Origin of the sequence: Pseudomonas sp. BNK-7 (assembly GCF_048072025.1) — a bacterium.
GTDB lineage: Bacteria > Pseudomonadota > Gammaproteobacteria > Pseudomonadales > Pseudomonadaceae > Aquipseudomonas > Aquipseudomonas danubii.
Genome location: NZ_CP182252.1, coordinates 2,119,502 through 2,134,018 on the forward strand (window position 1 = coordinate 2,119,502; position 14,517 = coordinate 2,134,018).

Genomic DNA, 14,517 nt, shown 5'->3' on the forward strand with positions numbered 1-14,517 from the left:
GCTTCAGGCGTGCAGGGCCGGATGGGTATGGCGGTGCTGCTGGAGGATGAACTGGCGCAGGCGTTCGGTTTCTTCCGCGTCACTCTGATCCAGGCGATAGGCATAGAAACCGGCTTCGGTCTGGCGCTCGAAGCGCCCGTGCAGCGCAATCCGTTCATATCCCGAAGGGCTGAACCACTGGGCGAACTGCTTGGGGGGCCGGGTCCGGTTACGGATCTCCAGCAATACGCCCTTGAACGACACCTCCCGCACCCACAGGCGTCCAGGCTGGCCCCTGGAGTTTTCCAGGGCCACCGGCTCTTCCAGCGTCAGGCGCCAGGGCCGGATCATGGGGCCGTCCTCGAAGATGCTCGGCACCCCCAGGCGCAGATGCAGGGCATGGAATTCGTCTTCCACCAGATGCAGGGGGAAGGTCATCTGCTGGTTGTCGAAATGGGCCTGGATGGTGACCTTTTCATTGGCAGCCAGACGGGTCAGCAGGTCACGGATCTGCGAGCCGCCATTGACCAGCAGGCTCGATGTGGCATCGCGCACATTGAGCTGCGGGTTGTGCTGCATGGTTTGGATGAAGTCCAGTTCATCCTGAGTGAGGAGAGCGTCACGCTGCATGATGTTGCTCGAAGGGTGAAGGACAAATCGGTGGGGAATATCCCTACAGACCACTAAATCTGCGACTTATTAGAGCCGTCGGTCGCCTTGAGGGCGGCGAGCTCGGCTTGCACTGCGGCCAGTTGCTGCTCCAGCTGGAGCAAGCGTTGCTGCGCCTTGATCTGCACACTGACGTCTTTCTGCACGCCAATGAAATAGGTCAGTTGATCGCTGTCGTTGAATACCGGGGTGATCGACAGTTCGTTCCAGAAGTGGCTGCCGTCCTTGCGATAGTTGCGCAGCACCTCGCGGCATGGCTGACCCTGGCTCAGGGCCTGGCGAATCCGTTCCAGCCCCGGCTGGTCACGGTCTCCGGACTGCAGGAAACGACAATCCTGATACAGCACTTCGTCGGCGCTGTAGCCGGTCAGTCGCTCGAAAGCCGGATTCACGTAAATCACGATGTTGTCTTCGCCTTCCTGTTCCGCGACCACAATCCCGTCGTTGGAGGCGTTGATCATCTTTTGCAGCAGATGAGCGTTGATCATCCCGAAGTTCCGCTATCAATCAGCAAGTGTTGAATTGAATTCTAAGTCACGCTGGCACGCTGTCCACAGGCGCTTTTGAGCGGTGCGGGCAGCAGAGGCGGGATTTTACTCCGTAGCTGGTAATATCCCAGTCTTTTAGTCAGCTTCAGGAACAGATTGATGAAAGTCGCCATCCTTTCCGGCTCGGTGTACGGCACGGCTGAAGAAGTCGCCCGGCACGCCGCCAAGCTCCTCAACGCCGCAGGTTTCGAGGCCTGGCACAACTCGCGGGCCACTTTGACCGAGCTTCAGGCCTTCGCACCGCAGGCGTTGCTGGCCGTGACCTCGACCACCGGCATGGGCGAACTGCCAGACAACCTGCTGCCGCTGTATTCGAGCATTCGCGATCAGTTGCCCGCCGCCTGGCGTGGGCTGCCCGGAGCGGTGATTGGCCTGGGGGATTCCAGCTACGGCGATACCTTCTGTGGCGGTGGCGAGCAGATGCGTGAGCTGTTTGCCGAGCTGGGAGTGGAAGAAGTGCTGCCGATGTTGCGCCTGGACGCCAGCGAGAGCGTGACCCCGGAAACCGATGCCGAGCCCTGGCTGGCCGAGTTGATCAGCGCCCTGCGGGGCTGACCGGCTGTTCCCGTAGCAGCGCCAGCCAGGCTTGCGCTGCCTTGGACAGATACGCGCCCTGGCGCCAGATGAAGGCAATGTCCCAGCGCAGATAGTCCGGGGCCTTCAGCGTCAGGCGCACCACCCCCGGCCGCACCAGGCCGCGGGCCACCACACTGGGCAGCAACACCACACCTTGACCGGCGGCCACCAGCGCCGCAAGAAAGTCTGCCTGGCCGCTACGTCCTCCCTCCTTTGGCGTGAAGCCCACCTGCTGGCAGGCCTGGAGCAGTCGGTCGTTGAGCACAAAGCTGCGCTGATAGAGGAGGAAGGGGGTATCGGCCAGTTCTTCCAGGCGCACCTGGGCGTTCAGCGCCAGGGGATGATCGGCGGGCAGCAAGGCATCCAGGGGCTCATCGCAGAAGGGTTGATAGGCAAACGCCGGGTCCTTGGGGGTCAGGCTGCCGCCCAGTTCCAGCTCGCCACTGCGCACGGCCTGCTCGACATTCAGGCTGCCGCCTTCGAGCAGTTGCACCTGGATATTCGGGTAGCGCCGGCGGTATTCGGCGAAACGGCTGGCGAACAGTGCATCGCTGCCCAGCAGCGGCAGACCCAGGCGCAGTTCACCCCGTGCCAGTTGGCTCAGGTCATCCAGTTCACTGAGCAGTTCATGGCGCAGGCGCAGCATGTCCTCGGCCCGCTGCAGCACCACGCCGCCGGCGGCGGTGAGATGAATGTGCGAGCCCTGGCGCTCCAGCAGGGGCGTGCCCAGGCTTTGCTCCAGCTGCGCGATCTGCTTGCTGACCGCCGACTGGCTGATGTGCAGGGTCCTGGCCGCCTGGGTGAAACCGCCCTGGCGGATGACTTCGACAAAACTGCGCAGTTGTTTGAAATCCATGGTGGTAATTCCAGATTGGAATGGTTTCAAGTCTAACAATTCGCTTCGGTGATGCAGGGACTTTTCATAAAATGGGCCCCTGAGAGGACTCAACCACCATGAACATTTCCACCTGTAAACGCCTGGGCCGCCTGATTGGCGAATTGGCAGTGCTGCTGGCCATCTATTTTCTCGGTTGCCAACTGGCTACCTGGCTGCCCTGGCCGATTCCCGGTGGGGTCATTGGCCTTGCGCTGTTGCTGCTGGCCTTCGCCCTGGGCTGGGTCAAGCCGGCGGCCTTGCAACTGGGGGCCGGCCTGCTGATGGCGGAGATGCTGCTGTTCTTCATTCCGGCGCTGATGAGCTTGCTGGACTACGGCGGCCTGCTGCGTCAGGACGGCTGGCGGATTCTGCTGGTGATCGGTATCAGCACCCTGCTGGTGATGCTGGTGACCGCACTCACGGTGGAGATGGTCTGCCGCTGGAGGATGCGCCATGAAGCTTGAACTGATGCCGATGTTCTGGCTGGCCCTGACCCTGGGGGCGTATCTGTTCAGCCGCTGGATCTACCGGCGCACCGGGCGCTACCTGCTGTCGCCGTTGATCCTGGTGCCGGCCCTGCTGCTGGCAATTGCGGTGCCGCTGCACACCGCCTATGCCGAATACGCCGCCAACACCCACTGGCTGATGCTGGTGCTGGGGCCGGTGACGGTGGCCTTTGCGATTCCCATCTGGCAGCAGCGCCAGTTGCTGATGCGCCACTGGTCGGCCCTGTTGCTGGGCATGCTGGCGGGCAGCGCCGCGTCCATCGGCAGTTCCTTCGGCTTGGCGAAGATGCTGGCCCTGGACAGCTCGGTGACCCTGTCCCTGGTGCCACGTTCCATTACCACGCCGTTCGCCATGCCCCTGGCCCATGACTTGGGCGGCGTGCCTGAGTTGACGGCGGTGTTCGTGATGTTCACCGGGGTGTTCGGTGCCATGCTCGGCGGTGTGCTGCTGCGCTGGCTGCCCTTGCGCAGTGCCCTGGCCCGGGGCGCGTTGTTTGGTGTCGGCGCCCACGGAGCCGGAGTCAGCCGGGCCCATGAAGTCGGGGGTGAAGAGGGCTCGGTGGCCGGCCTGGTGATGGTGTTGACCGGGTTGCTTAACCTTTTCGCGGCCCCTTTGCTGGCGTCGGTGCTTTGACGCAAAGCCGCGGACCAGAGCCTTCTCTCCGGCTGACCCGCACGGTCATCAAGCTGGCTGTCAATGCAACTCCGCAGTCGATGCAAGCTGTCTAGACTCTGGGGGTTCCCTCATCCAATAAGAACCATCACCGAGGTCCTTGCCGTGAGCCTAGCCCCCGTTCAATCGACACCGAGTGTAAAAAAACAAGTCAGCGCCGTTGAGTGGCAAACCCGTCTGGACCTCGCCGCCTGCTACCGTCTGGTGGCCATGCACGGCTGGGACGACCTGATCTTCACCCATATCTCCGCCAAGGTGCCGGGCACCGAAGACTTCCTGATCAACCCCTTCGGCATGATGTTCCACGAGATCACTGCCTCCAGCCTGGTGAAGGTCGACCAGGCCGGTAACAAGCTGATGGACAGCCCCTACGAGATCAACCCGGCGGGCTACACCATTCACAGTGCCGTGCACGCGGTGCGCCACGATGTGCTCTGTGTGCTGCATACCCACACGGCCGCCGGGGTCGCGGTGTCGGCGCAGAAGCAGGGCGTGCTGCCCATCAGCCAGCAGTCGCTGTTCGTGCTGTCGAGCCTGGGCCGTCACCCTTATGAGGGCGTGGCCCTGAACCCCGAGGAGAAAGAGCGGCTGCAGGCCGACCTGGGGGACAACAACTTCCTGCTGCTGCACAACCATGGCTTGCTGACCTGCGGCGCCAGCATCGCCGATACCTTCCTGATGATGTTCACCTTCCAGCGTGCCTGCGAGATCCAGGTGCTGGCGCAGAATGGCGGCGCCGAGCTGATTATCATTCCCGCGTCGATCCTGGCGGGGGCCAAGGCGATGATCGCCGGTGTCACCCGCAGTGCCCAGGGGATGGGGGGCGCACTGGCCTGGCCGGCCCTGTTGCGCAAACTCGATCAACTCGACCCGGGTTACAAAGTCTGATGCCTATCACCGAGATTCCTCTGTGTGTCTGGCGCAAGCGCGGCAAGGACTTTGTGTTTCGCGGCCAGCGCATTCGTTACTGGGTGGCGGGGCAAGGAGAGCCGCTGCTGTTGATCCATGGCTTTCCCACTGCCAGCTGGGACTGGCATTACCTGTGGCAACCCCTGGCGCGGCGCTATCAGGTGATCGCCTGCGACATGCTCGGCTTCGGCGACTCGGACAAGCCGCTGGACCATGAGTACAGCCTGCTGGAGCAGGCAGACTTGCAGCAGGCGTTGCTGGCCCATTTGCAGATCCAAGAGCCGCTGCACCTGCTGGCCCATGACTACGGCGACAGCGTCGCCCAGGAACTGCTGGCCCGGCATTATGAAGCGCGGATCGAGATCGCCAGCTGCGTGTTCCTCAATGGCGGTCTGTTTCCGGAAACCCATCGCCCGGTGCTGACCCAGAAGCTGTTGCTCAGCCCCGTGGGCTGGATGCTCGGGCGGGTGTTCAGTCGCCAGGGGCTGGCGAACAGCTTCCGGCAGATCTTCGGCCCCCAGACCGGTCCCAGCGAGTCGGTCCTGGATGACTTCTGGAGCCTGGTGCACAGCAACAACGGGCCGCGCATCCTGCACAAGTTGATCGCTTATATCCCCGAGCGACGGGCCCAGCGCGAGCGTTGGGTCGGCGCCATGCAACGTGGCGAGGTGCCGCTGCGGGTGATCGATGGCGCCCAGGACCCGATTTCCGGGGCGCACATGGTGGAGCGCTATCGCCAGCTGATCCCCGAGCCGGACACCGTGCTGCTGCCGGGCATCGGCCATTACCCGCAGATCGAGGCGCCGTTGCCGGTGCTCAAGCATTACCTGGGGTTTCGCGACACATTGCTCGCGCCGCCACGCCAGGCAATGGGTTCCTGAGCGCCTTGGGTCACTGTGTGGCCCAAGGCAGGGGCGTGCTCTGGTGCGGGCGGGGCGATTATCCCGCTGTCTTATTGGGCACCATTCAGGCCCGGACGTTTTTATTGTGACCGCCGGCTGGCTGTCCGACACTCGAAGAATTGTCCATTGGCCCTGCTGGAGTTCGGTATGAGTGAATCTGTGCGCTTGCAAGACAAAGTAGTGATCATCACCGGAGCCGGCGGCGGCCTGGGCCGGGCCCATGCCTTGCTGTTCGCCAGGCACGGGGCCAAGGTGCTGGTCAACGACCTGGGGGGCTCGGCCCAGGGCGAGGGCGCCAGTGCCTCGGCGGCCGATCGGGTGGTGGCGCAGATCCGCGAGGCTGGGGGCATCGCCGAGGCCAACCACGACTCGGTCACCGAGGGCGAAAAGATCGTGCAGAACGCCCTGGATGTGTTCGGCCGGGTCGATGTGGTGGTCAACAACGCTGGCATCCTGCGGGACAAGACCTTCCACAAGATGGACGACGCCGATTGGGACCTGGTGTACCGGGTGCATGTCGAAGGGGCCTACAAGGTCACCCGTGCCGCCTGGCCGCATCTGCGGGACCAGGCTTACGGACGGGTGATCTTCACTGCGTCCACATCAGGCATCTACGGCAACTTCGGCCAGTCCAACTACGGCATGGCCAAGCTCGGCCTGTACGGCCTGACCCGGACCCTGGCCATCGAAGGGCGCAAGAACAACATCCTGGTCAACGCCATTGCCCCGACCGGTGGCACGCGGATGACCGAAGGTCTGATCCCGCCACAGGTGTTCGAGCAGCTCAAGCCGGAACTGGTGAGTCCGCTGGTGGTGTACCTGGGCAGCGAGCAGTGCGAAGAAACCTCCGGCCTGTTCGAAGTGGGCGGCGGCTGGATCGGCAAGGTGCGTTGGGAGCGCAGCCTGGGCGCCGGTTTTGATCCGCGCCAGGGCTTCTCGCCCGACGATGTGGCAGCGCACTGGCAGCAGATCTGCGATTTCGAGGGGGCGGCCCATCCCAGGGACAACATCGAGGCACTCAAGGAGATGATGCAGAATCTGCAAAAGTACGCCCTCTGACGCTGCGCGGACCAGCCTTGTCCGGCGCTGATCGGCGGGCATTCTTCCCTGGCTTGAAAACAGCCATTCAATGACCCGCCGGAGCCTGGGCCCCGGCGGTTTTACTCCTGTGGCGTTCGTCTCTATGCTCGACGGCTGGCGAACGCACAAGGAGCGCTTGAGATGTATGAATCAAAGGATCAGCCGGTACTGTCGCGATTGCTGTTTATCCGGCGTCTATGTGTTCATGGCCTGGTGGTCCTGGCCCTGATCAGCTTTTCGGTGCTGCTGGGGATCAGCGGCCTGCTGTACTTCGAGCAGGACATTTCCTTTCACGACGCCTTGTATGACGCGGCCATGATCCTCGGCGGCATCGGGCCCATCAACATGCCGCAAACCCCTGGCGGCAAACTGTTTTTTGCCACCTACGGGCTCTACACCAACCTGGTGTTCGCCGCCACTCTGGGCTTGATCCTGTCACCGGTGGCGCATCGTCTGTTGCACAAGTTTCATTACGACGATGGTGATGACGACACCTTGTAAGGCCAACTGGGCCGTTGTCTTGCGCGCATAAAAAAGGCCGCTGCAAGAGCAGCGGCCAAGGTAAGACGTTAGATCAAGGAGCTACAAAATCAACGTCGGTGAACCTGGGGTAGTGGCCTGAACTGAATCTTTTCAAGCCAACTGGAAGTCTGTTTCGGGCAACGGGCGGCGGGCTCTTTGCGCGGCAGTGGCGTGGCGTTGTTTGCCTTTACTGCGAGGTAAGAATAAGCCCTGGCATGACCTGGAAAAATAGCCATTCAGGACAAGGACTGTTACAGCTTGAGCAACAGTCCAGAGTGCGCAGCACCTGTATCGATGCACTTGATGGTCGCGTATCCAGCCCGTGGATACATCTCTGAACGGCCCCTGTGGCAAGGGCGCTAATCCTTTCGAGCGACAACTCGAATACCTCCTTGGTGCGCTTATCGGCCGTGGTACCCCGGCAGTAGGGTGAGGCCTCCTGTCACTCACCGGGGAAGACGCATGACAAGAACAACAATGCGCGCCATCTTCAAACCGCAGGCGCTGGCTGTCGCGGTAGCGCTGGGCTGCAGCGCTCAGGCGCAGGCGGTTTCGTTCAATATTGGGGAAATTGAAGGGCAGTTCGATTCATCGTTGTCCGTCGGCGCCAGTTGGGGCATGCGCGATGCCGACCGGGCGTTCGTCGGTACGGTCAACGGCGGCACCGCGCAGTCTTCCACCGGTGACGATGGCCGCTTGAACTTCAAGAAGGGCGAGACTTTCTCGAAGATCTTCAAGGGCCTGCACGACCTTGAGCTCAAGTACGGCGACACCGGCGTCTTCGTGCGCGGCAAGTACTGGTACGACTTCGAACTCAAGGACGAGGATCGCCAGTTCAAACCCATCAGCGACCACAACCGCAAGGAAGGCGCCAAGTCCTCGGGCGCACAGATTCTCGACGCTTTCGTCTACCACAACTACTCGATTGCCAACCTGCCGGGTACCGTGCGCGCCGGCAAGCAGGTGGTCAGTTGGGGCGAGAGCACCTTCATCGGCAACTCCATCAACAGCATCAACCCGGTGGACGTCTCGGCCTTTCGCCGCCCCGGGGCCGAGATCAAGGAAGGCCTGGTGCCGGTGAACATGCTGTTTGCTTCCCAGGGCCTGACCAACCAGTTGACCGTGGAAGGTTTCTATCAGCTGGAGTGGGACCAGACCGTGGTGGACAACTGCGGCACCTTCTTCGGCAACGATGTGGTGGCCGATGGCTGCACCACCGGCTACACCGTCGGCAGCCCGGCGATCGCGCCCCTGCAACCGGTTGCCGCGGCGTTCGGCCAGGGCTTTCAGGTGTCCCGTGAAGGGGTGATCCTGCCCCGCGGCGGCGACCGCGATGCCCGGGACTCCGGGCAGTGGGGCGCCGCTCTGCGCTGGCTCGGCGATGACACCGAGTACGGCCTGTATTTCATGAACTACCATGCGCGCAGCCCGGTGGTGAGCACCACCACGGCCAACATCAGTCCGGCCACCCTGGGGGCTATTGGTGCCGCAGGAGCTGCGGCCGCGCCCACGGTTCCCGGCGCGGGAGCCAGCCTGGTGCAAAGCGTGATGCTCGGCCGTGGCCAGTACTACCTGGAATACCCCGAAGACATCCGCCTGTATGGCGCCAGCTTCTCCACTACGCTGCCCACCGGCACCGCCTGGACCGGCGAGATCAGCTACCGCCCCAACGCCCCGGTGCAGGTCAACACCAACGACCTGACCCTGGCCCTGCTCAACCCCATCGCCGGGGGCGCGGCGTCGCCGATCAAGACCGCCCTGGGCGCCGACAACACCGGCTACCGGCGCAAGGAAATCACCCAGATCCAGAGCTCCATGACCCAGTTCTTCGACCAGGTGCTGGGGGCTGATCGCCTGACCCTGGTGGGCGAGGCGGCGATCGTCCGGGTCGGTGGCCTGGAGGACAAAAGCAAGCTGCGCTACGGCCGTGACTCGGTCTACGGCCAGTACGGCTATGGCGGCGACACCGATGGGTTCGTCACCGCCACCTCCTGGGGTTATCGGGCCCGGGCCATCCTCGACTACAGCAACGTGATCGGCGGGGTCAACTTCAAGCCCAACCTGTCCTGGTCCCATGACGTCAACGGCTACGGCCCCAACGGCTTGTTCAACCAGGGCGCCAAGGCCCTCAGCGTGGGTGTCGACGCCGACTACCGCAACACCTACACCGCCAGCCTCAGCTACACCGACTTTTTTGGCGGGCGCTACAACACCCTCACCGACCGGGACTTCCTCGCGTTGAGCTTTGGCGTGAACTTCTGAACCGGCACAAGAAGGAGCACTTGAATGCGCAAGATGATTCTGCAATGCAGCGCCCTGGCACTGGGCCTGTGGGCGGCCAACCTGATGGCTGCAGTGAGTCCGGAAGAAGCCGCCAAGCTGGGCACCAGCCTGACTCCCGTGGGGGCGCAGAAGGCCGGCAACGCCGATGGCTCGATTCCGGCCTGGACCGGCGGCATCCCGAAGAACGCCGGGGCGGTGGACAGCAAGGGCTTTCTCGCCGATCCCTTCGCCAATGAGAAACCGTTGTTCATCATTACCGCGGCCACGGCCGACAAGTACAAGGACAAGCTGTCCGCAGGGCAGCTGGCGATGTTCAAGCGTTACCCGGACAGTTACCGGATTCCGGTCTACCCGACCCATCGCAGCGTCGGCCTGCCACCGGAGATCTACGAGTCGGCCAAGCGCAGCGCGCTGAACGTGACCACCACCAACGACGGCAACGGACTGGCCAACTTCACCGGCAACCGCTACTACGCCTTCCCGATTCCGAAGAGCGGCATCGAGGTGCTGTGGAACCACCTGACCCGCTATCACGGTGGCAATCAGAAACGCATCATCACCCAGGCCACCCCGCAGACCAACGGCAGCTACACCTCGATCCGTTTTGAAGAGGAAGTGGCGGCGCCGCAACTGATCCCCGACCTGGACCCGGCCAAGGGCGCCAACGTGCAGAACTTCTTCAAGCAGTCGGTGACCGCCCCGGCGCGGCTGGCGGGCAACGTGCTGCTGGTCCATGAAACCCTGGATCAGGTCAAGGAGCCCCGCTCGGCCTGGATCTACAACGCCGGGCAGCGCCGTGTACGCCGCGCCCCGCAGGTGGCCTACGACGGTCCGGGCACCGCCGCCGACGGCCTGCGCACCTCGGACAACTTCGACATGTTTTCCGGCGCCCCCGACCGTTACGACTGGAAACTCGTGGGCAAGAAGGAGATGTACATCCCCTACAACAGCTACAAGCTGGACTCGCCGAGCCTCAAGTACGACGACATCATCAAGGCCGGGCACATCAACCAGGACCTGACCCGCTACGAACTGCACCGGGTCTGGGAAGTGGTGGGCACGGTCAAGCCCAACCAGCGGCACATCTACGCCACCCGGCACATGTACATCGACGAGGACAGCTGGCAGGTGGCCCTGGTGGATCACTACGACGGCCGTGGCCAGTTGTGGCGAGTGGCCGAGGGACACGCGCAGTACTACTACGACCATCAGGTCCCGGCCTACACCCTGGAAGCCCTGTATGACCTCAACGCCGGTCGCTACCTGGCCCTGGGCATGAAGAACGAGGAAAAGCACAGCCTGGAATTCGGCTTTGCCGCCAAAGCGGCCGACTACACCCCGGCCGCCTTGCGCGCCAGCGGGGTGCGCTAGGCACCGGTGACGCACGAGGTGCAAAGGCGACTGCCCGGTCGCCTTTTTTATGGCAGAGGATCAGCCCGCTGAATACTTCTTCAACAGGTCGGGAGGTCGAGGCTAGGGTGGGGGCACGCTGGCTAAAACTATAAAAAGGCTCGCTGCAATGACTGCCATGACTCGTTGTCCAGAGCGTCCCGGGTTCATGCCCCGTTTGTCTTCCCATCATTCTCCACGCGACCACCTGAGTACGCCGTTGCTGGCCTCCAGTGCGCGGGTCAAGTTGTTGTGTGCCCCCGCCGGCAGCGGCAAGACCGCCCTGCTCAGCGAATGCCTGCAGCAGGCCCCCGCTTCGTGCCGGGTCATCTGGTTGCCCCTGGGCGGTGCGTGCCAGAGTCCTGACGACTTGTGTCGTGTCCTGGCCGACGCCTTGGACCAGGCCGATGCCGATCCCGCCGCGCTGCTGTTACACCTGGCTCATCTGCCCAGTCCGGCCTGGCTGTGCATTGATGACTATTGCCGTTTGCCGGCTCCGGAGCTGGACGGGCTGCTGGACCGCTTGCTGAGCATCGACAACCCCTTGCTCACCTGGTGGATCGGCAGTCGCCGCCGCCCCCAATGCAACTGGCCACGCCTGTTGCTGGACGACCAGCTCTACGAACTGGACGGCAGCGCCCTGGCCTTCAGCCAGCGTGATATCGAGCAACTGCTGCAACGTTTGCCGCAACCTTTGTGTGCCCAGACCGCCAGCAGCATCCTGCAGCGCAGTGGCGGCTGGTGTGCCGGGGTGCGCATCGCCTTGCTCGATGGCAGCGAGCGGGTGACCCAACCCTGCAAGCCAGGGCGCCCCAATACCTTGCTCGAATACCTGGAGCATGAGCTGTTCAGCGTGTTACCGGCGGAACTGGCGGAAGTCTGGCAAGTGCTGGCCCAGATGCCGCGGTTCAATGCCGAGTTGTGCGAGCACCTGTTTGGCGCCGGAGAAGGGGCCCAGTACCTGCGTACCCTGCAGGACCTGGGCTGCTTTATCGAACCCTGGGAAGGCGGTGCCGACTGGCTGCAGGTATTTGCACCCCTGGCCCGGCTGATGCGGGATGAGGCCTGGCCCGCCGGGCGCTCCTGGCATCGGCGGGCGTGCCAGTGGTTTACCGCTCAGGAGGATTGGCAGTCGGCCTTTGAGCAGGCGCTATTGGCCCAGGAGTACGAAGTCGCGGTCAGCCTGCTGGAGCATTTCAATATTGAGTTCCTGTTCCAGCAGCACAATGGCTTGTTGCTGTTGCAACTGCATGAGCGCCAGGGCGCCGAGTTGCTGCTGGGCAGTCCGCAGTTACTGGGGTTGCTGGTGGCGGCCATGCTGTTTGCCGGACGCTTCGAACAGGCCGGGCAATGCATGGCCCAGATGGCACGGTTTGCACCGCAACCTTCGGCGGTTGAACAACGTCAACTGCTGGCTCGCTGGCAGGCGCAGCAAGGGTGGCTGTTGCACCTGGGCGGGCGGATGGAGGACGCGCGGCAGCACTTTCGCGAAGCCTTGAACGAGTTGGAGGACGGCGCCTGGACCACCCGTTTGCTGTGCCTGTCCGGCCTGACCCAGCAAGCGCTGCTGTGCGGCGAGCTGGAGGCGGCCCAGTCCCTCAATCGTGAGGCGTTGTGTCTGGCCCGGGCCCAGGATGCGTTGTTGTTCGAAGGCTTGCTGGAGCTCGATCATGCCCAATTGCTGGAACAACGCGGCGCGCCCCATCGGGCGCAAAGTTTGCTGGAACAGGTGATCGAGCGTTTGTCCGGGCAAGCGCTGCGCGCCACGCCCTTGCTCGGGCGCCTGGCCTTGCGCCTCGGCCGGCTGGCGTTGCGCCAGGGAAACGATGGGCAAGCAGCCGAGTATTTTCGCCGAGGGCTTGAGGATTGCCTGGTCAGTCATGACAAGCGCGCCTTGTATGGCTTTCTCGGTGAAGCCCAGTTGGCGGCCAACCAGGGCGACTACGCCCAGGCGTTCGTGCGCCTGCGGGACGCCGAGCGGCTGATGCAGCAACGGCAGATCCCGGACACGGTCTACCGTGGCGTGCTGTTGCAGCTCAGCAGCCAGCTCTGGCTGCAGCAGGGGCGGGCGGATCTGGCTCACGAAGCCTTGAGCCGGGTGCTCCGGCACTTTCGCGGGCCCCAGGCACTGCAGGCGCCGCCGGCCAGTCTGGAACTGATCCCGAGTATCGAATGCCTGCTGGTGCTGGCCGAGGTGCATCTGGGGCGGGCCCAGGCACCGGTGGCCAGCTTGCAGGAACTGCTGGCCCGGGCCCGGCGCCACGGCATGCTGGGCCTGGAGGTCCAGGTGCAGTTGGTGCTGGCCGAGGTGGCCTTCAGGCTCGGCGACCAGGCTCTGGCGGCCCAGGCCCTGCAGGCCGGACAGGAACTGGCGGCGCGCTGCAATCTGCCCCAGGCCCTGCACGAGTTGCGCCTGCGACAACCAGCGTTGTTGCAAGCACTGGACAGCCCGCCAACCACGCCCGCGGCGCCGCCGCAGGAGGATCACGACAGCCTGCTCAGCCTGCGGGAGTTGCAAGTGCTGCAATTGATTGCCCAGGGCTGCTCCAACCAGCAGATTGCCGAGCAGTTGTTCATCTCTCTGCACACGGTGAAGACCCACGGCCGCAGGATCCACAGCAAGCTGGGGGTGGAGCGGCGCACCCAGGCCGTGGCCAAGGCCCAGGCCCTGGGGCTGATGAGCTGAGGGGGGGCGGTTACTCGGGCTGCGGCTGATAACCCATGCGCCAGCTCACGGCGGCGCTGGCCGCCAGCAGGCGCTGGGCCGCCGGCCCATGTTCATCGGCGTGAAACAGCGAAGTCGGTCCCACCACGGTCAGCACGGCGGCGATCTTGCCGGTGGCATCGAACACCGGGGCCGACAGCGCATCGACCCCGGGCATCAGCAGGCCGTGGACATGGTGCAGGCCGCGCTGGCGAATCTGCTGCGCCAGTGCGTCGTGAACCTGGGGGTCGGCCAGTGCATGGGGCTCGCTGCCGGCCAGTTCCTGCTGACGCAGATCGAGGGTTTCCCGTTGTGGCAGGTAGGCGTTGAACACCAGCCCGGTGGATGAGCTGAGCAGGGGCAGTACCGAGCCCAATTGAGTGACCACGGTCACCGCTCGCACCGCCGGCTCGATGTGCACCACGGTCGCGCCCTGATTGCCCCACACCGCGAGGAAGCAGGTTTCGTTCAATTCGTCCCGCAGTTCCGCCAGGGGCAGGGCGCCCACTTTCAACACATCCATGCTGCCCAGGGCCGCCAGCCCCACCCGCAAGGCTTCACGACCCAGGCCGTAATGATTGGTGGCGGTGTTCTGCTCGGCAAAACCGCTGGCGATCAACGCCTGCAGATAACGGTGCACCTTGCTCGCCGGCATCTGCACGTGTTCGGCCAGGCGCGAAAGAGAAGTGGCCGGTGACAGTTCGGCCAGGGCCTTGAGGATGTCGGTGCCGACTTCGGCCGAGCGGACTTTCTGTTTACCGGTGCTGTCGCTGGTGCTGCGCGGCTTTTCCATGGAGGTGTCGGGGTCCCGTGACAAGTGGCGGTCTTTATAGCTTGACGCTCATAGGCAATCAAATTACGTTATGCGTAATTGGATTACGATAAAAATAACCCAGGCGT

The 14,517-nt window shown here is 63.6% G+C and carries 14 protein-coding genes; 10 read left to right on the top strand and 4 right to left on the bottom strand.

Translation table 11 applies throughout. The features are described from left to right. Positions 1-3 precede the first annotated feature (3 nt). Both ACMGF8_RS09800 and ACMGF8_RS09805 read right to left on the bottom strand, forming a co-directional pair. Positions 4-609, bottom strand: coding sequence for a hypothetical protein (locus ACMGF8_RS09800; protein ID WP_102861181.1), 606 nt, complete (start codon positions 607-609; stop codon positions 4-6). A 53-nt stretch (positions 610-662) separates the two neighbouring features. After that, a complete protein-coding gene (locus ACMGF8_RS09805; protein ID WP_102861182.1) occupies positions 663-1,136 on the bottom strand; it encodes a PAS domain-containing protein in 474 nt (157 codons plus the stop codon). 159 nt (positions 1,137-1,295) lie between these two features. Here ACMGF8_RS09805 and ACMGF8_RS09810 point away from each other — a divergent pair, with 159 nt between their 5' ends. Next, positions 1,296-1,751: a flavodoxin gene (locus ACMGF8_RS09810; protein WP_102861183.1), complete on the top strand. Its 456-nt coding sequence runs from the start codon at positions 1,296-1,298 to the stop codon at positions 1,749-1,751. On the opposite strand, the gene ACMGF8_RS09815 is transcribed toward ACMGF8_RS09810, so the two are convergent. Continuing rightward, entirely contained in the window at positions 1,732-2,628 is an 897-nt protein-coding gene (locus tag ACMGF8_RS09815) for a LysR family transcriptional regulator (RefSeq protein WP_102861184.1), read from the bottom strand. The genes ACMGF8_RS09810 and ACMGF8_RS09815 overlap by 20 nt on opposite strands. 98 nt (positions 2,629-2,726) lie before the next feature. Here ACMGF8_RS09815 and ACMGF8_RS09820 point away from each other — a divergent pair, with 98 nt between their 5' ends. From ACMGF8_RS09820 to ACMGF8_RS09860, 9 genes are all read left to right on the top strand, one after another. Continuing rightward, a complete protein-coding gene (locus ACMGF8_RS09820; RefSeq protein ID WP_102861185.1) occupies positions 2,727-3,113 on the top strand; it encodes a CidA/LrgA family protein in 387 nt (128 codons plus the stop codon). After that, positions 3,103-3,789: an LrgB family protein gene (locus tag ACMGF8_RS09825; protein WP_060837578.1), complete on the top strand. Its 687-nt coding sequence runs from the start codon at positions 3,103-3,105 to the stop codon at positions 3,787-3,789. Before ACMGF8_RS09820 ends, ACMGF8_RS09825 begins: the two co-directional genes overlap by 11 nt. A gap of 144 nt (positions 3,790-3,933) precedes the next feature. Next, entirely contained in the window at positions 3,934-4,716 is a 783-nt protein-coding gene (locus ACMGF8_RS09830) for a class II aldolase/adducin family protein (RefSeq protein ID WP_416759433.1), read from the top strand. Then, positions 4,716-5,618, top strand: coding sequence for an alpha/beta fold hydrolase (locus ACMGF8_RS09835; protein WP_102861187.1), 903 nt, complete (start codon positions 4,716-4,718; stop codon positions 5,616-5,618). The genes ACMGF8_RS09830 and ACMGF8_RS09835 overlap by 1 nt, the downstream gene beginning before the upstream one ends. A gap of 168 nt (positions 5,619-5,786) precedes the next feature. Beyond that, on the top strand, positions 5,787-6,698 hold the full coding sequence (locus ACMGF8_RS09840) for an SDR family oxidoreductase (protein WP_102861710.1): 912 nt from the start codon (positions 5,787-5,789) through the stop codon (positions 6,696-6,698). A 162-nt stretch (positions 6,699-6,860) separates the two neighbouring features. Next, positions 6,861-7,220, top strand: coding sequence for a hypothetical protein (locus ACMGF8_RS09845; protein WP_102861188.1), 360 nt, complete (start codon positions 6,861-6,863; stop codon positions 7,218-7,220). Between the two features lie 483 nt (positions 7,221-7,703). Next, positions 7,704-9,503 carry a DUF1302 domain-containing protein gene (locus ACMGF8_RS09850; protein ID WP_115581622.1) on the top strand — a complete coding sequence of 600 codons (1,800 nt, stop codon included), beginning with the start codon at positions 7,704-7,706 and terminating at the stop codon, positions 9,501-9,503. Positions 9,504-9,527: 24 nt separating this feature from the next. Further along, complete coding sequence (locus ACMGF8_RS09855; protein WP_102861190.1) at positions 9,528-10,895, top strand: DUF1329 domain-containing protein; 1,368 nt, start codon at positions 9,528-9,530, stop codon at positions 10,893-10,895. Between the two features lie 148 nt (positions 10,896-11,043). Continuing rightward, positions 11,044-13,599 carry a LuxR C-terminal-related transcriptional regulator gene (locus ACMGF8_RS09860; protein ID WP_416759437.1) on the top strand — a complete coding sequence of 852 codons (2,556 nt, stop codon included), beginning with the start codon at positions 11,044-11,046 and terminating at the stop codon, positions 13,597-13,599. A gap of 10 nt (positions 13,600-13,609) precedes the next feature. On the opposite strand, the gene ACMGF8_RS09865 is transcribed toward ACMGF8_RS09860, so the two are convergent. Next, a complete protein-coding gene (locus ACMGF8_RS09865) occupies positions 13,610-14,410 on the bottom strand; it encodes an IclR family transcriptional regulator (RefSeq protein ID WP_060837586.1) in 801 nt (266 codons plus the stop codon). Between the last annotated feature and the right edge of the window lie 107 nt (positions 14,411-14,517).

Coding starts and splice junctions, on each gene's coding strand:
- ACMGF8_RS09800 (WP_102861181.1), bottom strand. CDS start 609: ATGCAGCGTGACGCTCTCCTCACTCAGGATGAACTGGACTTCATCCAA.
- ACMGF8_RS09805 (WP_102861182.1), bottom strand. CDS start 1,136: ATGATCAACGCTCATCTGCTGCAAAAGATGATCAACGCCTCCAACGAC.
- ACMGF8_RS09810 (WP_102861183.1), top strand. CDS start 1,296: ATGAAAGTCGCCATCCTTTCCGGCTCGGTGTACGGCACGGCTGAAGAA.
- ACMGF8_RS09815 (WP_102861184.1), bottom strand. CDS start 2,628: ATGGATTTCAAACAACTGCGCAGTTTTGTCGAAGTCATCCGCCAGGGC.
- ACMGF8_RS09820 (WP_102861185.1), top strand. CDS start 2,727: ATGAACATTTCCACCTGTAAACGCCTGGGCCGCCTGATTGGCGAATTG.
- ACMGF8_RS09825 (WP_060837578.1), top strand. CDS start 3,103: ATGAAGCTTGAACTGATGCCGATGTTCTGGCTGGCCCTGACCCTGGGG.
- ACMGF8_RS09835 (WP_102861187.1), top strand. CDS start 4,716: ATGCCTATCACCGAGATTCCTCTGTGTGTCTGGCGCAAGCGCGGCAAG.
- ACMGF8_RS09840 (WP_102861710.1), top strand. CDS start 5,787: ATGAGTGAATCTGTGCGCTTGCAAGACAAAGTAGTGATCATCACCGGA.
- ACMGF8_RS09845 (WP_102861188.1), top strand. CDS start 6,861: ATGTATGAATCAAAGGATCAGCCGGTACTGTCGCGATTGCTGTTTATC.
- ACMGF8_RS09850 (WP_115581622.1), top strand. CDS start 7,704: ATGACAAGAACAACAATGCGCGCCATCTTCAAACCGCAGGCGCTGGCT.
- ACMGF8_RS09855 (WP_102861190.1), top strand. CDS start 9,528: ATGCGCAAGATGATTCTGCAATGCAGCGCCCTGGCACTGGGCCTGTGG.
- ACMGF8_RS09860 (WP_416759437.1), top strand. CDS start 11,044: ATGACTGCCATGACTCGTTGTCCAGAGCGTCCCGGGTTCATGCCCCGT.
- ACMGF8_RS09865 (WP_060837586.1), bottom strand. CDS start 14,410: ATGGAAAAGCCGCGCAGCACCAGCGACAGCACCGGTAAACAGAAAGTC.